Origin of the sequence: Cupriavidus sp. DL-D2 (genome assembly GCF_039710735.1) — a bacterium.
Lineage (GTDB): Bacteria > Pseudomonadota > Gammaproteobacteria > Burkholderiales > Burkholderiaceae > Cupriavidus.
Window position 1 is genome coordinate 47,576 of the sequence record NZ_JBDKXK010000011.1, and the last position, 18,974, is coordinate 66,549.

Here is an 18,974-nt window from a genome sequence, read left to right on the forward strand (position 1 = left end):
GCTGCAGCCTTGCCCGGCGATTACAAATAGGCAATCGGGCTCATTGCACCACTCTACCCAACGACTGGTCGGTCCTGACTCGGCCTACCCACCGAAACCCGCGCTGAGGCTTCAGCACCGTTGAGCGGGAAGCGCAATGTAAAGCGTGTCTTCCCATCCAAGCCGCTCACGGCTGACGCGTCGCCGCCATGGAGCTCCATGATCGACAGGACGATGGCCAGGCCCAGCCCCGTGGACTGTGACGAGTTGGATCTCGCCCTATCCCCACGGAAGAACCGATCAAAGATGAGGGAAAGTTCCCGCTCCGGGATTGGGTCTCCAACGTTCGTGATGTCGATGCAACAATGTGCCGCTTCGCGGCGCACCACCAGATCTATCATCGAATTCGGCCACGCATGACGGACCGCATTTGACAGAACATTGTTGATCGCACGCTGGAACAGAATGGCATCAGCGACCAGGGTGGCATCCCCGCTTACCCTGATTACGACGCTTCGCTCCTCTGCAAGCACCGAAAAGTAGGCGGACAACTTGCGAAGTTCTGCATTCAACTGGAGTTCCGTCAACTCGAGCGCCACATTGGCACTGTCAGCTCGCGCGAGGAACAACATCGCATCGATCATCCTCGCAAGTCGCTGGTATTCGACCAGGCTTTCCTCCACCAAGGCGACATACTCGGGCCCGGTGCGGTCTCGTGACAAGGCGACCTCGGCATGTCCAATGAGGTTGTTAAGCGGCGTGCGCAAATCATGGGCAAGATCGGCGGAGAACCGCGACAGCTTCTGATAACCATCCTCGAGGCGTTGCAGCATCGCATTGAACGCAGAGGCGATATCACGCACTTCGGTGGGCTTGGGTGGCATGTCCACCCGGTAGCTCAGCCGTTCCACACTGATCCGGTTGATCTGCTTGATAAGTACGTGCGCCGGCTCCAGCTCACGGCGCGTAATGGCCGCCCCCACCAGGGCCGTCAATATCACACCGACGGTGGTACCAAGCACGAGCGTCGTCCGGAATCGCGCAGTCACCTGCTTCCTGTCCTCGCCAGACTTCGCCACGAACACCGTCGCCCGCGTACCGTCTCGCCCCAACACCGCATCGGCGGACTGGAACATGAGCGATGACTTTCCCGTGACCGCCGCTTGGTCAGTGCCTTCCAGCAATGCATCGTTGCCCGTGCGAAACAAAAGCCGGCCATCCAGCGCCGTGACGCGAACGATGAGGTCCGAGTAACCTCGCACCAGATCATCGAAGCGATGCTGCGCCGCCGGGACGCCCTGCACCCCGTCCACCTCGCGCAAGAAATGCTCGACCTGTTCGAGTTTTCCCTTTACAACCTCATCGTCTCTGGCCTCGAGTTGCGCGGCGAGCGAGTAGTAAGCAAAGGCGCCCATGCTGGCCAGCGCGATAGACAGTACCAATGCAAAGAAGAGCCCAAGCCGCCTCGTCAGTGACAGCGGGGTTATCGAAGTCCCGGGCCTCATTCCGTCACCGGCCGCGCTCTGGGTCGAGGACATAGCCCATTCCCCGTACGGTATGGATCAGCTTTTGATCGAAGGGATCATCCACCTTGGATCTCAGGCGCCGGATCGCGACGTCAACGACATTGGTATCCGTGTCGAAGTTGACGTCCCAGACCTGGGACGCGATCGTGGTTCGCGACAGCACCTCCCCTCTCCGGCGCATGAGCAGGTGCAACAGCGAGAACTCCTGATTCGTCAATTCAATGCGGGTAGTTCCCCGGAATACCCGCCTTCCAAGCACGTCGATGTCCAGATCGGCAATGCGCAATCGCTCGGACTCCTTCGAGGTGCTTTGGCGCAAGCAACGCCGGATACGGGCAAGGAGCTCGGCAAAGGCGAAGGGCTTGACCAGGTAATCGTCTGCCCCCAACTCGAAGCCTCTGACACGATCCGCCACATCATCCAGCGCCGTCAGAAACAGTACGGGTGTCTCGGACTTGGATCGAATGGACTTGATGACCGTCCACCCGTCCATACCTGGCAGCATGACGTCCAGGATGATGACGTCGTAGTCGGTCTCTTCCGCCATGTGGAGCCCATCGCCACCATTGTTCGCGATGTCGACCACGAAACCCGACTCCGACAATCCCTTCTGCAAATACTCCGCAGTACGCGGTTCGTCTTCTACAACAAGTACCCGCACCTTAGTTTCCTCCTGCAGCAAGCGACTTCGATCCGACCAGTGCTGGCGATGCATTGAAATGCTGAGCTGCATCCGCTTGTTCGCATGGTGCCAGTTCGAACTGAATGGTCACGTGCGTGATATCGAATTTGTCAGCCAGCATCTGCTTCAATTCCGGTAGCACTTCCATTTCCGGGTTGACGGCCGTGTCATTCACGACATGAACCGTCAAGCTCGCCTTGCCGCTGGTAAGTGCCCAGATGTGGAGGTCATGGAAGCTTTTTACCCCGGGCGTCGCCAGAATTTGCTTCTCAACCTCTGCCAGATCCACGTCATCGGGTACGCCTTCGAGCAGCACATTCAGGCTCGACTTCAGCAGGATCCACGTGCGAGGCAGTACCCAGAGGCCGATCAGCACCGCAATGGCGGAGTCGACCCACGCCCAGCCCGTGAAGCGGATGATGATCGCACCGGCGATGACGCCAACCGACCCGAGCAGATCGCTCCAGACTTCCAGATAAGCACCCTTCACGTTCAGGCTGCTGCTTTGCCCGGAGGACAGCATGCGCATGCTGATGAGATTGATGATCAGGCCCAGCACAGCCACGACGAACATGCCGGTTGACTCAATCTGAGGTGGCGATTTCAGCCGCAGGTAGGCTTCGTACAGGATGTAGATAGCCACACCGAACAGCAGCAATGCGTTAAAGGCCGCGGCAAGAATCTCAAAACGGTAGTAGCCAAATGTCCGCTTCTTGTCCGCGGGTCGCTTGGCGATCGCAATAGCAGCCAGTGCGATGGCCAGTGCGACGGTGTCCGTGAGCATGTGCGCGGCGTCGGAGATCAACGCCAGGCTCTTCGTCATGACACCACCGACCACTTCGGCAATCAGGAACGTACCGGTCAGCGCAAGGGCGATCTTGAGCGATCGCTCGTTGCCACCGGGATGGTCGTGTGAGTGACCTGCGCCCATAGAAACTCCTATAAAAATTGGGCGGTACGATGACCGCCCAAGGATTTACGTCATGCAGGCTGGCGGCCTTGATCCGGTTGATGCGTCTGAGTGACTGGCTCGCGAGTATCTTCCGCGTCCTCATCCTTGCGGTGAGCAAGTCGATAGAGCACCGGCAACACCAGTAGGGTCAGCGCCGTGGACGACAAGATGCCACCGATTACCACCGTTGCGAGGGGACGTTGCACCTCAGCGCCCGTACCGGTGGCGATGGCCATCGGCACGAAACCCAGGGATGCCACCAGGGCCGTCATCAGCACCGGACGCAGTCGCGTCAGGGCGCCAACTCGGACCGCGCTGTCGAGGGAATGCCCTTCTTCGCGCAGCGATCGGATAAACGACAGCATCACCAGACCATTGAGCACCGCCACCCCGCACAGCGCGATGAAGCCCACCGCTGCAGTAATGGACATCGGAATGCCGCGTATCCACAGGGCAAGAATCCCGCCAGTCAGCGCAAAGGGAATGCCCGTGAAGACTAGCAAGCCATCCTTGATGTTGTTGAACATCGCAAACAACAGTACGAAGACCAGCAACAGCGCCACCGGCACTACCACCTGCAGGCGGGTGGTGGCGGACTGCAGTTGCTCAAAGGTGCCACCCCATGTCATCCAGTAGCCAGCCGGGATCTTGACCTGGCTTTGGATAGCCGCTTCCGCCTCGGGCACGAATGAACCAATATCACGTCCACGAACGTTGGCACTGATCACGATGCGGCGCTTGCCGTTCTCGCGCGAGATCTGGTTCGGGCCGGGCGCCATTTCCAGCGTCGCCACCTCGCTCAATGGGATAAACGTCGTTCTCGCGTCCACTCCTTTTGGCAACGGAATCGGCAATCGGCGCAGAGCCTCGACCTCGCCGCGCACAGCTTCGGGCAGGCGGACCACGATATCGAAACGACGATCGCCCTGGAAGAAGGTTCCGGAATCACGGCCTCCGACGCCCGTTGCCACCGCGTCTTGCACGTCGCTCATGTTAAGCCCGTATCGCGCCGCCTTCTCCCGATCGATCTTGACCGTCAGCATCGGCAAGCCGGTGGTCTGTTCTACCTTCACCTCCTGCGCGCCGGGGATGCCCTGCAGCACGGCCGATACCTTCTTCGCCGTCTCGCTGAGCACGTTGTTGTCATCGCCGAAGATCTTGACTGCGACGTCCGAGCGGACCCCGGAGATCAGCTCGTTGAACCGCAGCTGGATCGGTTGGGAGAACTCGTAGTTGTTCCCGGGGATCTTGCCGGCTTCCTCCTGGATGGCGGACAGCAGTTCGGCATGTGTTTTCTTCGGCTCTGGCCAATCCTTCTCAGGCTTGAGCATGATGTAGCCATCCGAAATATTCGGCGGCATCGGATCGGATGCAATCTCCGCCGTACCTGTCCGCGCAAACACGCGCTCGATTTCGGGGAATTTTGCCTTGAGGGTCGTCTCGATCGTCTTCTGCATCTCCACGGACTGCGACAGGCTCGTGCCAGGAATGCGCAGCGCCTGGATGGCAATGTCGCCTTCGTTCAGATTGGGGATGAACTCGCTGCCCAGGCGGGCCGCAATGGCCACGCACAGAACAATTGACACCGCGGCAAACGTCAATACAACGGCCGTGTTCGCGAGCGACTTTTCCAGCAGCGGCTCGTAGCGACGCTTCGCCCAGAGCATGAGACGATTTTCTTTCTCGGCCACCCGTTCGCCGATGAACAAGGCGACCGCAGCCGGAACGAACGTCACGGACAGAATCATCGCGCCCAGCAGCGCCAGGACGACCGTGAACGCCATCGGGTGGAACATCTTGCCTTCCACCCCCGTCAGCGCAAAGATCGGCAGGTAGACGATCATAATGATGAGCTGACCGAAGATCAGTGGGCGACGCGCCTCCTTCGCTGCGGCAAACACCTCATGGAACCGCTCGGAGCGCGTCAATGGCCGGCCATGGTGTTCCTGCGCATGCGCCAGTCGCCTCACACAGTTTTCGACAATCACCACCGCGCCATCGATGATGATGCCGAAGTCGAGCGCGCCCAAGCTCATCAGGTTCGCACTGATCTTGTAGTTCACCATCCCCGTGAAGGTGAACAACATCGCCAGCGGAATGATCGTCGCGGTAATCAGCGCCGCGCGGATGTTACCCAGGAAAAGGAACAGAATTACGATGACGAGCACCGCGCCTTCAAGAAGGTTCTTCTTGACGGTCGCAATGGCCTTGTCGACCAGACGTGTCCGGTCGTATACCGTTACGATCTTCACACCTTCCGGCATCGTACGGTTAATGGAAGCGACCTTTTCATCGACCGCTTTTGACACAGCCCGGCTGTTTTCGCCGATGAGCATGAATACCGTGCCCAGCACAACTTCCTTGCCATTCTCGGTTGCCGCACCGGTACGCAGTTCCTTGCCAATCTCCACATCCCCGATGTCGCGAATGCGGATCGGCTGCCCCTGCGCTGTACCGACAATAATGTTGCGGATGTCGTCTTCGGACGCAACCTGACCCGGCGCACGAACCAGATACTGCTCGCCCCTACGCTCGATGTAGCCCGCACCCACGTTGTCGTTGTTCTTGTTCAGCGCATTGACGACGTCGGTCAGCGTCAGCCCGTACGACGCTAGCCGTTCAAGACTCGGCGCGACCAGGTACTGCTTGTTGAAACCACCGATAGTATTGATCTCGGTGACACCGGGCACGTTACGCAGTTGCGGCCGTACCACCCAATCCTGGATTTCGCGCAAATCTGTCGGCGTATAGGCAGTCCCGTCAGCTTTGCGAGCACCCTCTTCGGCTTCAACGGTCCATAGATAGATCTCCCCGAGGCCGGTCGAAATAGGCCCCATCGCCGGCACAACGCCTTCAGGCAGATTGTCCTTGGCTTCCTGGATGCGCTGGTTGACGAGTTGGCGCGCGAAATAGACGTCCGTGCCATCCTTGAAGATGACCGTCACCTGCGACAAGCCATAGCGGGACAGGGAACGCGTCTGTTCGAGTCCCGGCAGGCCGGCCATCACGACCTCGATCGGATACGTAACACGCTGTTCGGTTTCGAGCGGTGAATAGCCTGGTGCCGAGGTATTGACCTGAACCTGAACGTTGGTAATGTCAGGGACCGCGTCGATCGGTAGTCGGTTGTAGCTGAAAATCCCTAACCCGGCCATTCCAAACACGGCGAGCAGGACCAGCCATCGCTGCTGGATGGCGAAACTAATGATACGTTCAAACATTGCTGTTTCCCCCGTATCAATGGCCGTGTTCGGCGCTGGATTTGCCAAGTTCGGCCTTCAGAACAAAACTGTTGGCGGCGGCGTAACGTGCGCCCGGCTTCAGGCCCTCGACAATCTCGATGACCTTGCCGTTTGTCCGGCCGACCTTCACCGGCTGCGGCACGAATCCACCTTGAACCGCGACAAAGACTACGCTCTCGCCATTGACGTCCTGGACGGCCTCGGTCTTCACCGCAACGGGCACCTCGACATCAGCACCGAATACGTCGACCGTGACGAAGAGACCCGGTCGCCAAGCCATCTGTGGATTGGTCAATGTTACGCGGGCCTTCGCCGTCCGCGTCTGCTCGCCCAGCAGCGAACCCACGTATGAAACGGTGCCATCTGCCTTCACATCGGACGATGCCGAATTGATCGACGCCTTTTCGCCGATGCGCACCCGCTCGACATCCTTGGCAGACACCACGAACTCGGCCCAGACGGACGACAGATCCGACAGCGTGAACACGTTGGCGTTGTCCGCCACCGCTTCCCCAAGCGAGATATGCTTTTCAACGATCATGCCGTCGAACGGTGCGCGCAGCTCGTAGCGATTGAGTGCCGTCGAGCTGTTGCTGGCGCCAATGGCGGTCAGCTTCTGCTGCGCGTTCTGGACACTGATCTGCGCTTCCTGCAGCGCGTTGCGGGCGCTCAGATAATCTTGCTCCGCAGAGATCTTCTGTTCCCAGAGCTTCTTCTCGCGGTCATAAGTGACACGCGCCAGATCCAGACGTTTCTGTGCTGCGAGCAGTTCGCTGCGCTGGTCAGAAAGTCCGGTGCTCGCGATGACCGCGAGAACCTGTCCCTTCTTAACCTGTTGCCCAATATTGGCCGGAACGCTCTCTACGACGCCAGCCAGTCGCGGCACCACGTGGGCTGTCTTGTCTTCGTTGAAACGGATTTCGCCGGGGAACTGGACGCCAGCCTGGACCTTTGCCGAGCCCGCGGTTTGAACCACTACCCCTGTCTTGGCCAGCTGGTCCGCTGTCAACTCAATCTTGCCTTCCTCTTTCGAGAGCCGCACGGCGAGTGGCGAAGACGAACCGGGCAAGGTCACATTTGCGGTCACGTCAAAGACATGGGGCTCGGCAACTGGCTGTTGGCTTTCCAGCGCGTCGCCAGACACCACGAACTTGAGCGCTTGAGACTCGCCCGTAGCCCGCACGAGCTGGCCTGTCGCTGCCACGCCATTTGCCACCGCCTTCCCAGACTTGCTAACCCAGAGCCGAATACGGGCCTCGCCCTTGGATTCGGCCGTGCCAATTTCGACGTCATAGCCATCACGCGAAAAGAGCGCGCCACCATTGGGGCCCTTCTTGACCTCGTGATGCTCGCCGTCGCCGTGTGACTTGTCATCCTTGTGGTCGGCTTCCGCCGCCTGCTTGCCATGGTGCTCGGTGTCGCCATGCCCCTTGGATTCCGAGTGCCCACCCTGCTCTTCCGGCGCAGAGCGCCCGCTCAGCAGAACGCCACCAGTCGCGACGCCGCCCACCAGTACGATGGCCGCAATGGCAGCCTTTTGTTTGTTCGAAATAGCCATGTTTTATGAATCCCGTCTTAACGTCCCAGAATGCGATCGATCGTGGTCGCCGCCTGATAGGTTTGTCCAAGCACGCCGAGATAGCGGATGCGTGCCTGGAACAGCGTGCGCTGGGCATCCAGGACGTCCAGATAATTGAACTTGCCGGCCTCGAAGCCAATGGTCGCCGCGTTGAAGGCTTGCTCGGCGCCTGGCAAGACGGTCTGCTTCAGCGTTTGTGCCGAGGCGCGCGATACCGACAGCTGGTTCGATGCCATCAGGAGATTTCGGGTCAGGCTGATGCGATTGGCCAGATATTCATCCTGGGCCTTGTCCGCCTGGCGAATGGCCGAATACAAGTTGCCCTGATTCCGGTCAAAAATCGGCAACGGGATCGCCACACCGATCACCGCCATGTTGCGGTTGGCTTCTGTATCTCGCTTGGCACCCAGACTGACTGTCAGATCCGGATACTGGCGGCTGCGCTCAACGCCCACCAATGCCTGGCGGCGGTCAAGTTCAGCGCGGCTTGCGGCCACCAGCGGTGAGTTTTCCAGCTCCTTCTGAAGGAGTTCAGGCGCCGGCCTGGATGGCAGCGCGTCCAGATTGCCCTGTGCTTCGGCAAACTGCGGCGATGCATTGCCCCACAACGCCGTCAACGCCTGACGGGCGGACTGCAGGCTCGCCGTTGCTTCGGCCAATTCAAGTTCGGCGTTGGCCTGTTCGACACGTGCCTTAGTTTCGTCAACCGGGGAGATCTTGCCGGCCGCGACGCGGCGTGAAGCGGCTTGCGCGCCCCTCGCAGCGATATCCGCGGAGCCAGTTGCCAGCTTGACGCGTTCCTGTGCGATCAAGACGGAAAAAAAGCTCTCGATTACCTGCGCCCGAATGTCACCGCGAACGCCAGCCAGCGTTGCCTGCGCCAGTTCGCGCGTCCTTTCCGCGGCATTGATACGAGCCGAGCGCTTGCCGCCCAGTTCGATGGGGATATTCATCTGGGCGGTGGATGTACGGGTGGATTTCCGCGTGTCCTCGACCAGCGTCTGGAGTTCCGGGTTCGGAATAACCCGGGCCTGCATGATCCCACCTTCTGTGGAATCGAGTTCCTTGGCGGCGGCGGACAGGTTGAAATTGCTTCCTGCCGCCAGCGACAACGCGGCCTCGAGGGTCAACGGTCCCGCCGCTTCCCTTGGGAAGACGGGCACCATGGACGTGCCGGTGTCAGATTGCGCTACGGCAAAGTTTGGGCTGAGAAATGCTACCGCCAGCCCGAGCGGCAGAAATAGTCTTCGCATCGAATTGCACCAAGGTATGTGACCAGGAGAATTCGGCGAGAGACGAAAGGAGAAAAAGAGTCGTCGTCTCGCCGATCAAGCGAGACGCTGCCACTGAGGACGGTCGGGAGCCCTGGCATTCAGAGACGAGAACTCGGACGCATGTTGAGTATCGGTCACTTCTACCCGATTCGCTATCAACACGTCCTGCGTCTGTCCATAGACGAACGGGAGGGAGACCAGATGGCATACCCCGCAGTCTGTATCCACGAATGGCTTTTTCTCGGCATCCGTTTTACCTTCCGGCTGCTGATGACGATGCTCGTGGTGCCCAAGGTGCCAAGTGGCCGTGGCTTTCTCGTGCTGACAATAGCGTGCCGCTGCCGCCCAGGAAAACTGGAACGGCAAAATGAGCAGCACGAAGATCAGAACGAAACGTCGCATTCCTTGGGAGACTGTGCGGGGGGCTTGGGGTTAAAGTACTAACGGCTGGGCCGTCGCCGAAGTTTACATGAATCCTCGATCACCAGCATTAAGAGCAGATTACGATTATCGCTTTCGCCTGCTCGTTTTGGGGTGCCGCTTTCGCCCCTCATCAGTCTTACGCTTGGGGGCGGGCCCATGCTTCCACCGCAAATAGACAGCGAACCCCACATACAGGACGATCAGGCCGACCAGCATCACGAGCATGCTCTCGACAACAGAATCGGAGACGTGAGCGTAGTGCATGGCTGTACGTGTATGCGGAGTTGCCCGCATCAGGCAAGCGTCACGACCGCCCGGAGGACGCCGGCGTCATGGAACAAATCAAACGACTCCACGACCACCGACAGGCCGAGAAACCAGACCGAGTCCGCAATATTGCGTTGAAAGGAAGACACATGGACCGTCCATGTCGACTCCCCCCTATACAGCGACAGACGGGGAAAGAACGCTGGTGTACGGCGTGCGTATTCGGCGAATTCCGGGAAGGCGGAAGCCAGAAAGCGGTCTTCCGTCCGGATGACAGCCGGGTACATCAGCGCAAATGCGAGCGCCAGGACTGCGGTAACCGCCAGCGACTCGGTCATCGCCCCTAGTCCGATAATGCCTAGCAAGTTGCAGACATAGAGCGGATGGCGACACAGTGAATATGGACCCGAGGTCACCAAGGTATTGTTCTTGCGCCCGGAAATGTACAACGCGCACCAGAGCCGCCCGACCGTGGCCAGGCTCACCCCCAACATCCCCAGCGTCAGCAGCAGCGGCGACACCCAGGTACCGTCCCAGCGAGAATGGCCAAAGACCAGACTTGCCAGGACAAACGTTACGACAACACGCCAAACGCCGATGCGGTGGCGTGTCAGGAAATTGTCCAGCGCCCTCGAGAGACCAGCGGGTTGGGACGGGGAGATTGAAGAATCGGTCATGCGGTTCGGGGGCTGGAGGAGAATGTCGCGCACTTCGAGTGGACACACTGGCGCGAAAACGAGCACTAATGGCCGGCATTCTAAGGTTGCCCTTCCGTTGTCAGGCTTTATTGCCGAAATGTAATACGTTGTTAATCTTGCCCCCGGGCCAGCGAATCCGGTTGTGTCATAGCTCGGCAATCTGACAGTCATCTTCTGCGACATAGACTGTCTTGGCCATTTTCAGGACACACCCAGAGACGCTCCGCAATGAACGACATCATCCGCACATTGAGCTCGGAATTCTCCGATCTCGCTAATGCTGCCGAGGCAGTACGTGCCGTCGTTCGAATGACCGTCTCTATCGTTTTGGGGGGCTTGCTGGGGTACGAGCGGGAGAGCTCGGGAAAATCCGCAGGCGTGCGCACTCACATGCTCGTCGCGCTGGGGGCATGCGTTTTTGTCGTGGTTCCCCTCCAGGCGGGCGTGCAGCTTGCCGACATGAGCCGCGTGCTTCAGGGTCTCACGTCAGGCATCGGATTCCTTTGTGCAGGGGCGATCCTGAAGCCGGACAATGAGACACACGTCAGGGGGCTCACAACTGCCGCGAGCATCTGGATTGCTGCCGCGATCGGCGTGGCCGCCGGCATGGGCCATGCGGTGACGGCCATCGTCGCGACTGCCTTCGCACTCATCGTGCTCAGAATCCTTCAAATGTCGAAGAAGTAAGACTCCCACTGCTCCCAAGCCACGTGCAGCGCGAATGCGCCAACTTCAGGTTCGGCCAGCATTTCCCAAACGTATGAGCGCGCTTAACAATACGCAAACTCCATCGCATGAGAATTTACCTGGATTACAACCTGTTTGCGTACCTTCACGAGGGCACGAACCCGGCTCTGCAAGCCAAAGTGAGCGCACTGTCCGATCGACATGAGTTTCCTTGCAGCCCGGCGCACATGGAAGAAATTGCCTCGGCGCTCGCAAGACCTTCGGATACTCCCCCGCTCGATCGGTTAGCGGCCGCTTTCTGCAAAATAGACGATGTTTCTCGAATTAGCCGGAACGTGCAATTGTCTCCGACGACGTTAGGCCCGATGGTTACGAAAGAAGAACAGCCTCTCGAGTGCTTTCTTCGGGTCATGCGGCACTATCGCAAAGAGCCGGTTGTCGAGAAGAACGACTGGTATACGCGGGACTCCGTAAAGAAGGGGTCACTTCAGAAAACGGAAAATATTGCACGCTAAGGCATGGAAGAGGACCACTGCTGTCCCCAGGGGCATTGGCCAGCCGATGGCAAGCAGGTAGAAACCAAAGTCGGGGGACTCCCGTTCTCAGAGATCGGCTAGCAGCAGGTAGGCGCGGTCGAGTTGCCGATGAGCTTCCTGCCGGCGATCCATCGCTTCTAGGGCGAGCAGGAGGTCCTCGGCCAGCTCGAAATCGCTTTCCTGGCATGCCCTTTCGAACACCGCAAAGACCTCTTCATACAACGTGCGCCCCGGAACGCCCATTTGACTAACCTCCGGCGGAAAATCCGATGCTCTCTGCCGACTTGGTCCTGCCACGCCGCAGGGGCTTCTGTCCCCCATGGTTAATATGGACGTTCCCACGGCAGGGAAGGTCAAGCATTTTTCCGGCCGCGGGCCGACCTATGGTTCGCAAGCCGCCGCGCGAGACGGTTAGTGCTCGCCCCCTACAGTTCGTCCAGCGACTAGTTACCCGCACCCGGGCGCAGCCGCACCACCAGCATCGCCGCCCACTGGATATGCGGCCAGGCCAGCGAATAGACGAATGTCTGGATCAGGGGTCCCCTTGATTTCGCCGCAATTTACCGGGGTAGCCACCCGTAGCAGCCATGCGGGTTCCAGGGTGATGCCCACCCTAAAACCCTAGTCAAATCAGTCACTTGCTGACTGGTCCTTTTCCCCTTGGTTTTGGAACGTTGACCGCCCCCGCCGCGCGGCCAAGCGCGCCCTGTGGCTGGAAGCCATTGTTTCCGCAAGATAACTAGATTTATCCGTCTTTGGTTTTCCCAAGCAACACATAAATGGCTTTTCTAACGTTAGGTATGTGCGTAAGATAGGCTGAAATGCGCCTCCGGAAACTGCCATGCCCCGCCTCGCCGCCACCCCCGACCAGATCCGCGCCACCGTGCTGGCCATGCTCACCGAGGCCGGCGACGCGGCGCCGCCCACGGCCGCACGCTTTCGCCGCGTGGTGTCGGTGCGCAAGCTGCGTGACCGCCTGGGCGGCGGTGACCCTGCAACGCTGTCGCGTACGCTCAACGCGATCGAGGCCGAGGTGGTGCGCTCGGGCCTGGCCGACCTCGCCCTGCCCGAGATTCCGGTCGAGATCGCCGAAGCGATGCGCGCGCTGTGGCAGGCCGCGGTCGCGGTGCAGCTCGACGACGTGGTGCGCCTGAAGCGCGAGGCGCAAGCCACAGCCGACACCGCCGAGGCCGCCCGCGCCGAGGCCGAACTGCGGGTCGAGCTGCTGCGGGCCGAACTGAGCGAGGTGCGCGGCCAGCTCGCCGCGCGCGACACCGCGCTGGCCGTAGCGTGCGCCGCCCAGGCGGCGGCGTGCGCGCGCGCCGATGAGCAAGCCGCACGCCGGGGCGAGCTCGAGGCGGCGCTGGCGACCGCCCAGGAGCGCGCCACGGCGGGCGAGCGCACCCACACCGAGGCGATCGCCACCACCCAGGCGCGCTACGAGGCGCTGTCGAAGCAGCTCCTGCAGGAAACCGCGCACCAGCGCGACGCGGTGCGGGCCGAGCGCGCGCAACTGGCCTCCCAACTCAAATTCGCCGAGCGGCGCATCGCCGCGCTGGAAGACGAGCGCGCACGACTCGACGCCGACCTGGCCAGCGAGCGGGCCGCGCGCCAGACCGCCGCGGGCGAGGCGAGCGCACTCAAGGCCGTCACCGCCAGCCAGCGCGCCCAGCTCGACGAGCTGCTGCGTGCGACCCTGGCCGCGGCGCCACCAGCGGCCAAGACGCGCGTGCCCAGATCGACGGGCAAGGCGGCCGCCAAGCGGACCGCCCAGTCATGAAGCCGGCCGACTGGATCGATACGGGCGCGGTGCCGCCGCGCCCACTGCCGGCCACCGTCGCGGCGGCCCTCGCCTACCTGGCGGAGGCACTCGGGCACCCGGTCTACGCGCACTGGACGCTGGCGCGCGTCAAGCGCCGCTATGGCTCGCTGGCCGACGCCAAGGCCGCGCAGCCGACCGTGCTCAAGCTGCTGCTGGCGCACGATGGGGCAGTCGAATACTGGGAGCGCGGGCGCCTGCGCACGGTGACGGCGGATCTGGCGCCCCGCCCGGAGACGGTCCTCGCGCGGCTGCTGCACACGCACCGGCGCCGCATCCGGTCCACCGCCGCCTTAGCGAGCGAAGCAACGGTGCCGACCGCCGCGGAAGCGAGGGGAGCTGTCGCGGCGAACCCGTGGCTGGCCGCTTACGGCCCTGCTGACCACGCGTGGCTCACGCGCGCCGGCCGCTTCGCCCAGCCGCACGCGGCGGCCAACACGCTCGGCGCCGCCGACGATGCACAGGCGCTGGCGCTCTTCCTGCGCGACCGAACCGGGCGCTCGCCCCACACGTTGCGCGCCTATGGCGCCGAACTGCGCCGCCTGATGCGCTGGTGCGGCGCGCACGAGCTTGGGCCGCTCTCGGACCTCACGCGCCAGCGGTTGCTCGGCTACCGGCACGCGCTGCAGCACGGGGAGACCGGCAGGGAGGACGCCGCGCCGCCCTTGTCAGAAGCGACCCGCACGCGCGCGCTGGCGGTGGTGGCAAGCCTCTACGGCTACTGGTACGACACCGGCTACTTGCATGCCAATCCGGCCGCGGGCCTGTCCGCCGGCAGCCGCACCCGGGCCGGCTTCGCGCCGACGCGGCTGATCCCGCCAGCGCTGCTGGCCGCGTGCGATGCCTGGCTTGAGGCGCCGGAGTTTGCCGCCGCCAACACGACCAACACGCTGGCGGCGCAGCGGCGGCGCGCGATTTGGGCGCTGTATCGTTACGCCGGCGTGCGCCTGGCGGAACTGGCCTGGTCGACAGAGATCGCACTGCCCCGCCTGGAGGCCGAGGCGCCCGGGCGGTGGACGCTCTATGTCTGCGGCAAGGGGCGCAAGGCACGGGCCATTCCGCTGCCGGTGCCGTGCGTGACGGTATTGCGCGCCTACCGACAAGCACGCGGCCTGCCGTCCGAGCCGCCGGCGCACGAGGCGCTGCCTGTAATCCACGGCAACAAGGGCGAAGCGCTACAGTCGGCAGGCCTGTACCGGGAGGTCAAGGCGATCTTTGCGGCCGTGGCCGATGGTCTGCAGGCGCGCGAGCCGGCGCAGGCGCTCTTACTGCGCGCGGCCTCCCCGCACTGGCTGCGCCATGCCTATGCGCGCACACTGGTGGTCGACCACCAGGTGCCGCTGCCGGCCGCCCAGGCGCTGCTCGGCCACGCCTCGGTGCAGACCACGGCGGCCTATGCCAGGACCGACCTGACGCAGTTGCGGGCCTTTGTCGATGCCACGTTTGCGGATGATGGGCCGTAGCGACAGCGCGCGTTGCCTTGTCGCATCGCCACGGCGCGGGTCGCCAGTCCCAGCAACAGCAAAGCTGGGGCGGTCAGCTCGATTGACACCGCCAGGCAGGCCGCAGACTCCGAGGGCACCAGCGGCACCCGGTAGTCCTCGCGGAACAGGTCGAGGGCGGCATTCCAATTGGCCAGCTTGGCGATCGCCGAGTTCCAGAAGGTTGGCTTTTTCTCAGCCCGCACAGCACGACAGTTGCGTGACATCCTTGGCAGCCCTACATGTCCATGCCGTCCATCGATCCTGCCGCGAATGGAAGGTAGTCGCAAAAAGTCCGCCACATTTGGGCCAAATCGCTGACTTTGAAATGGTCGACGAACAAAGCTTCGCGCCTGACAGGGGCTCACACCCTCGCGGTACGTTGCGATCGCAAGTTATAGGTCACGCTGGCAACGATGATGAGGAGAATAGCCACTTGCGCGGCAATGGTTTGCACAGAGGGGTAAACGCCCAAGACATCGATACGCGGCATAGAGAGCGGCGTCACTTGCAACAGGCCAACTTTCTGCAGTGCCGCCACGCCCTTGCCAATCAGGACCACGGCAAGCACGCCAACCAAGGCGGAGCTGAACGCGAAAAATTGTCGAATCGGCAAACGCGCCGTCGATCGCAGGAGCAGAAACGCAATCACTGCCAGCACAGCAATACCGCAACCGAGTCCCGCGAGCATGTAGGCACCGTTGCCATCGGACCACAGGGCCGCGTAGAAGAGCACGGTCTCAAATACTTCCCGGTAGACCGTGACGAACGATAGCAGGAAGAGCATAAACGCCGATTTCCTGTTCAATGCCGACGACAGCTTTTCCTTCACGTACGATTGCCAGCGTCCCGCCAGACTCTTCTGGTGCATCCACATGCCGACGCCGAGTAGGACGACCGCCGCGAAGACCGCGGAGAAGCCTTCGGTCATTTCGCGACTAGCGCCGCTCAGATCAACGACGTAGGTAGCTACCGCCCACGTCAATCCACCGGCTCCCAGCGCAGTGACCCAACCCGCGTGAACGTAGGGAAGGACGTCAGTGCGATTGGCCTTCTTGAGGAACGCCAGCATGGCTACGACTACCAACAGCGCTTCAAGCCCTTCACGAAGCAGGATCGTAAAGGCGCCAAGGAAGGTCGAGAATGCGTCATTGGCGCCTGCGAGCGCTTCCTGCGCCTCGTCCAGCCTTGACTGCAGTTGCGCTGCGATGTCATGCGCGCGCTCTGCCTGGCCATTCGCGACGGCATTTCGATAGAGTCCCATCGTCTTCTCGATGTCCAGGAAGAGAGCCTGGTTCTTGGCAGCCAACGCAGGCTCAACTGGTTCGAACCCATCAAGATATGCGGACAAAGCCAGTTGCGATGCGGCCCGCGTGTCTCCCTTGTCAAGCGCAGTGACACTTTCCTTCAGCTTTTCCTTGGCGATTGAGAGACTATCGGTGGTCGATGCGGCCAGTACGTCCGGTGAGCTTCGCAGGTATGCAAGACCATCACGAGAGGTCTGTGCACCCACGAATTTAGCAAGTGCCGCCTCCGAGGTCTGGCTAAGCTTGTCGAGCGTGGGAACCGCCGCGCGCAGCCCCGGTTCAGCAGTCCAAAGCTTGGCGCCCGCCTGGCGGTCAGTATCTGAATAAGACAGCGTCGAAGCAAAATAGGCCAGAGCCCATCGGTCGTCTTCGGAGAGATGGGCAAAGCCCGGCATCGATGTTCCCTCCACGCCGCGCGTGATGATCTGTTGCAAGGCAAAGACGCTGCGTTCCTGCGCGCGCGCGTGGTCGGCCAGCGCAATCGGGGGCGGGTTGAGTTTCGCTGCGAGGGGGCCGTCCGCGTTACCGGATACGCCGTGGCAGGACGCACAATGGCTTTGATAGAGCTTCGCCCCGTTCTGCAAATCAGGCGCCTTGCTTGGTGCCATAGGAACCGGATAGGCTGTGAGGACGCCGCTGGCCAACTTCCGAGCCAGTTCGGCGACAGTTTCTGGCGAGGCCTTCGCTGCGATGGACAAACGCAATGCGCCAGCTTCCTTGCCTAGTTGTTCGGAGGCGGGTCCTGGCGGCAATTCGCCTAGCTGTCGCGCGACCGTCTGCGCGAACTCTTGCATCTCGGCATATTCAGCCTCATTGGTGATGCGGCCATCGTTGACTGAACCGCCATAGTCAACGGCAAGGTAGTCCAGCAATTGCCAGACTTGCTTGGCCTTGTCTTGCGTGGATAGAGGCTCGGCCAAAGCCGTCGAGACGGATAGCGCCAAGGAGACTAGAACGAGGGAGAGGATGCGCAGGGCTTGCATGAGGAACACGCCGGGCGGGCGGCAGTTTTCGCGGACAAATGCGAATGATTGTAATTCATATCGTTTGCGCGAGCGACCCATCTTGGTGATGGAAGTATGGGGAATCGCGCTTGACTCTATAGCCGCTAGAGGGCGTAGAAATAACAACGTTAGTCAATACTGGCGACCTACTTTGAGTCAGCGCAACACAAACCGATGGGGACTTCCGGCGGATTGCTCGTATGGGGTCGAGCCAAGTGCAGCCGCGTGCAAGATGCGGGAGGGTGCAATGCGCTTACGTGAGGTGCGCACAACTTCGGGCGACCCTCCGCCTCGGCTTTCAGGCGTTCGCACGATTGCGAACAATAGAACCCAACGCCCCCATATCGCGAGTCCTTACCGTATGGTGGGATGCGAGGGGCGGAGGATGGTGATCCGATGAGTTGGGCACTTGTTCTCTACGACTGGAGCGGCTGGAATCGAGAGATCTTCCTACTGGTCAATGAAGGCACGCCGGCAATGTTCTTGCCTTTGGCCAAGCTGTTTAGCTACCTATTGGGCAACTATTGGACCGCGCCTGTTGTCATGGGAGGCTTTTGGGTCTGGTCAAGAACAACCTCGGATGTAGATCGTTCGTTGGAGCTACAGGCTCACTTGGCACGATTTGTAGTCGCATTCGGTATGGCATTTGCTGTAGTTGGAGCATCAAAGTTTCTCTTCGATTTCCCGCGGCCGGCTGCCGTGTTCGGTCACCTGTGGCATTCAATCGGTTCAATTGAGACGCACTACAGTCTTCCGAGTGGACATTCCACGTACGCCGCTCTGGTTGCTGGTGGGTTATGGCCAATGGTCCGCGCCCACTGGCGACCGGCTCTACTTACCTATGTCGCGCTAGTCGGCTGGTCACGTTTGGCCACAGGGATGCACTTCCCGGCGGACGTCTTGGCGGGCTGGTTAGTAGCGCTCGGCAGTTTGGCTCTTTCGAGCCGGTTATTGAAGGGGGCTGCTTAACGTACCAAGGATCGTCGTGCCGGGGTAACAGGCGAGGAGTGCAACCATGCCATGGAGTCTGCAACAACGTCGCATCGTACGTGATTCGATGCTTGCCTGCTTAGTTTGCGCGGTAGTTCTTGGCGCGGGTTATATCTGGCTTCCCCCCGCTCTGTTCGGCCTCGATGGACAGCTTGGTATTGGCGACCGTGTCGCGTTTGCGCTCAAGGCCGATCTCCCTGTTTTCCTATGGTTAGCAGATTGCGTGAGAGCCGTAAGCAAGGGACGCTTTTTATCGCAAGCCGATATCCAGGGCTCGGCGTTTTCGCGTCCTAGTCCCGCTATTGAGCTGCGCGTGGCGGTGCTACAGAACTCGCTCGAACAGACCGTACTGGCGGTAGGCGCGCATTTGATTCTTGCGACAGTGCTGTATGGCGCCGAACTTAGGCTGATGCCGATTCTGGTGAGCTTGTATCTGCTCGGTCGTATCACGTTCGCGGTTGGCTATGCGCGGCATCCTACCGGTCGGCTTTTGGGATGGCGATGACTGGGATTTCGACCGTTGTGGTG

General features: G+C 61.0%; 16 protein-coding genes and 1 pseudogene. 6 read left to right on the top strand and 11 right to left on the bottom strand.

Annotated features, from left to right (window positions below):
* Nucleotides 1–53: 53 nt before the first annotated feature.
* From czcS to czcN, 8 genes are all read right to left on the bottom strand, one after another.
* Nucleotides 54–1,484, bottom strand: a complete 1,431-nt coding sequence (czcS, locus tag ABDB81_RS07965) for a sensor histidine kinase CzcS (RefSeq protein WP_011229349.1) — start codon at nt 1,482–1,484, stop codon at nt 54–56.
* A 4-nt stretch (nt 1,485–1,488) separates the two neighbouring features.
* Entirely contained in the window at nt 1,489–2,166 is a 678-nt protein-coding gene (czcR, locus tag ABDB81_RS07970; RefSeq protein ID WP_008646724.1) for a heavy metal homeostasis two-component system response regulator CzcR, read from the bottom strand.
* A gap of 1 nt (nt 2,167) precedes the next feature.
* Nucleotides 2,168–3,118: a cation diffusion facilitator family transporter gene (locus ABDB81_RS07975; protein ID WP_004635344.1), complete on the bottom strand. Its 951-nt coding sequence runs from the start codon at nt 3,116–3,118 to the stop codon at nt 2,168–2,170.
* Nucleotides 3,119–3,168: 50 nt separating this feature from the next.
* Entirely contained in the window at nt 3,169–6,360 is a 3,192-nt protein-coding gene (gene czcA / locus ABDB81_RS07980; protein ID WP_004635342.1) for a heavy metal efflux RND transporter CzcA, read from the bottom strand.
* Nucleotides 6,361–6,376: 16 nt separating this feature from the next.
* A complete protein-coding gene (czcB, locus tag ABDB81_RS07985) occupies nt 6,377–7,939 on the bottom strand; it encodes a heavy metal efflux RND transporter CzcB (RefSeq protein WP_004635340.1) in 1,563 nt (520 codons plus the stop codon).
* Nucleotides 7,940–7,956: 17 nt separating this feature from the next.
* Nucleotides 7,957–9,213 carry a heavy metal efflux RND transporter CzcC gene (gene czcC / locus ABDB81_RS07990; RefSeq protein ID WP_024570390.1) on the bottom strand — a complete coding sequence of 419 codons (1,257 nt, stop codon included), beginning with the start codon at nt 9,211–9,213 and terminating at the stop codon, nt 7,957–7,959.
* 75 nt (nt 9,214–9,288) lie between these two features.
* Entirely contained in the window at nt 9,289–9,636 is a 348-nt protein-coding gene (czcI, locus tag ABDB81_RS07995; RefSeq protein WP_137924345.1) for a CDF family cobalt-zinc-cadmium transporter CzcI, read from the bottom strand.
* A gap of 314 nt (nt 9,637–9,950) precedes the next feature.
* On the bottom strand, nt 9,951–10,601 hold the full coding sequence (gene czcN, locus ABDB81_RS08000) for a heavy metal efflux RND transporter CzcN (protein ID WP_020206397.1): 651 nt from the start codon (nt 10,599–10,601) through the stop codon (nt 9,951–9,953).
* Nucleotides 10,602–10,850: 249 nt separating this feature from the next.
* Here czcN and ABDB81_RS08005 point away from each other — a divergent pair, with 249 nt between their 5' ends.
* Nucleotides 10,851–11,309 carry an MgtC/SapB family protein gene (locus ABDB81_RS08005; protein ID WP_004635330.1) on the top strand — a complete coding sequence of 153 codons (459 nt, stop codon included), beginning with the start codon at nt 10,851–10,853 and terminating at the stop codon, nt 11,307–11,309.
* Nucleotides 11,310–11,416: 107 nt separating this feature from the next.
* The gene (locus ABDB81_RS08010; RefSeq protein WP_004635327.1) at nt 11,417–11,824 is read left to right on the top strand and encodes a hypothetical protein; all 408 of its coding nucleotides are present in this window, start codon (nt 11,417–11,419) and stop codon (nt 11,822–11,824) included.
* A gap of 87 nt (nt 11,825–11,911) precedes the next feature.
* On the opposite strand, the gene ABDB81_RS08015 is transcribed toward ABDB81_RS08010, so the two are convergent.
* The gene (locus ABDB81_RS08015) at nt 11,912–12,088 is read right to left on the bottom strand and encodes a hypothetical protein (RefSeq protein WP_004635326.1); all 177 of its coding nucleotides are present in this window, start codon (nt 12,086–12,088) and stop codon (nt 11,912–11,914) included.
* Between the two features lie 598 nt (nt 12,089–12,686).
* Here ABDB81_RS08015 and ABDB81_RS08020 point away from each other — a divergent pair.
* Both ABDB81_RS08020 and ABDB81_RS08025 read left to right on the top strand, forming a co-directional pair.
* Nucleotides 12,687–13,625 (top strand): DNA-binding protein, encoded by a 939-nt coding sequence (locus tag ABDB81_RS08020; RefSeq protein ID WP_004635320.1) that lies wholly within the window; start codon nt 12,687–12,689, stop codon nt 13,623–13,625.
* Complete coding sequence (locus ABDB81_RS08025) at nt 13,622–15,127, top strand: tyrosine-type recombinase/integrase (RefSeq protein ID WP_004635319.1); 1,506 nt, start codon at nt 13,622–13,624, stop codon at nt 15,125–15,127. The genes ABDB81_RS08020 and ABDB81_RS08025 overlap by 4 nt, the downstream gene beginning before the upstream one ends.
* A 23-nt stretch (nt 15,128–15,150) precedes the next feature.
* Here the strand turns inward: ABDB81_RS08025 and ABDB81_RS08030 are convergent.
* Both ABDB81_RS08030 and ABDB81_RS08035 read right to left on the bottom strand, forming a co-directional pair.
* Nucleotides 15,151–15,327, bottom strand: a pseudogene (locus ABDB81_RS08030) (DoxX family membrane protein); the annotation flags it as partial.
* 182 nt (nt 15,328–15,509) lie between these two features.
* Entirely contained in the window at nt 15,510–17,435 is a 1,926-nt protein-coding gene (locus ABDB81_RS08035) for a cytochrome c/FTR1 family iron permease (protein WP_053823089.1), read from the bottom strand.
* A 498-nt stretch (nt 17,436–17,933) separates the two neighbouring features.
* Between ABDB81_RS08035 and ABDB81_RS08040 the strand changes: the two genes are divergently transcribed.
* Both ABDB81_RS08040 and ABDB81_RS08045 read left to right on the top strand, forming a co-directional pair.
* Nucleotides 17,934–18,425 (top strand): phosphatase PAP2 family protein, encoded by a 492-nt coding sequence (locus tag ABDB81_RS08040; RefSeq protein WP_227314372.1) that lies wholly within the window; start codon nt 17,934–17,936, stop codon nt 18,423–18,425.
* Between the two features lie 46 nt (nt 18,426–18,471).
* Nucleotides 18,472–18,951 carry an MAPEG family protein gene (locus tag ABDB81_RS08045; protein ID WP_115737192.1) on the top strand — a complete coding sequence of 160 codons (480 nt, stop codon included), beginning with the start codon at nt 18,472–18,474 and terminating at the stop codon, nt 18,949–18,951.
* Nucleotides 18,952–18,974 lie beyond the last annotated feature (23 nt).

Bases quoted from the DNA above. Each gene is read 5' to 3' on its own strand.
- czcN (WP_020206397.1), bottom strand. From the start codon at position 10,601: ATGACCGATTCTTCAATCTCCCCGTCCCAACCCGCTGGTCTCTCGAGG.
- ABDB81_RS08015 (WP_004635326.1), bottom strand. From the start codon at position 12,088: ATGGGCGTTCCGGGGCGCACGTTGTATGAAGAGGTCTTTGCGGTGTTC.
- ABDB81_RS08020 (WP_004635320.1), top strand. From the start codon at position 12,687: ATGCCCCGCCTCGCCGCCACCCCCGACCAGATCCGCGCCACCGTGCTG.
- ABDB81_RS07975 (WP_004635344.1), bottom strand. From the start codon at position 3,118: ATGGGCGCAGGTCACTCACACGACCATCCCGGTGGCAACGAGCGATCG.
- czcS (WP_011229349.1), bottom strand. From the start codon at position 1,484: ATGAGGCCCGGGACTTCGATAACCCCGCTGTCACTGACGAGGCGGCTT.
- ABDB81_RS08045 (WP_115737192.1), top strand. From the start codon at position 18,472: ATGCCATGGAGTCTGCAACAACGTCGCATCGTACGTGATTCGATGCTT.
- ABDB81_RS08035 (WP_053823089.1), bottom strand. From the start codon at position 17,435: ATGCAAGCCCTGCGCATCCTCTCCCTCGTTCTAGTCTCCTTGGCGCTA.
- czcC (WP_024570390.1), bottom strand. From the start codon at position 9,213: ATGCGAAGACTATTTCTGCCGCTCGGGCTGGCGGTAGCATTTCTCAGC.
- czcI (WP_137924345.1), bottom strand. From the start codon at position 9,636: ATGCGACGTTTCGTTCTGATCTTCGTGCTGCTCATTTTGCCGTTCCAG.
- czcA (WP_004635342.1), bottom strand. From the start codon at position 6,360: ATGTTTGAACGTATCATTAGTTTCGCCATCCAGCAGCGATGGCTGGTC.
- czcB (WP_004635340.1), bottom strand. From the start codon at position 7,939: ATGGCTATTTCGAACAAACAAAAGGCTGCCATTGCGGCCATCGTACTG.
- ABDB81_RS08040 (WP_227314372.1), top strand. From the start codon at position 17,934: ATGTTCTTGCCTTTGGCCAAGCTGTTTAGCTACCTATTGGGCAACTAT.
- ABDB81_RS08005 (WP_004635330.1), top strand. From the start codon at position 10,851: ATGAACGACATCATCCGCACATTGAGCTCGGAATTCTCCGATCTCGCT.
- ABDB81_RS08010 (WP_004635327.1), top strand. From the start codon at position 11,417: ATGAGAATTTACCTGGATTACAACCTGTTTGCGTACCTTCACGAGGGC.
- ABDB81_RS08025 (WP_004635319.1), top strand. From the start codon at position 13,622: ATGAAGCCGGCCGACTGGATCGATACGGGCGCGGTGCCGCCGCGCCCA.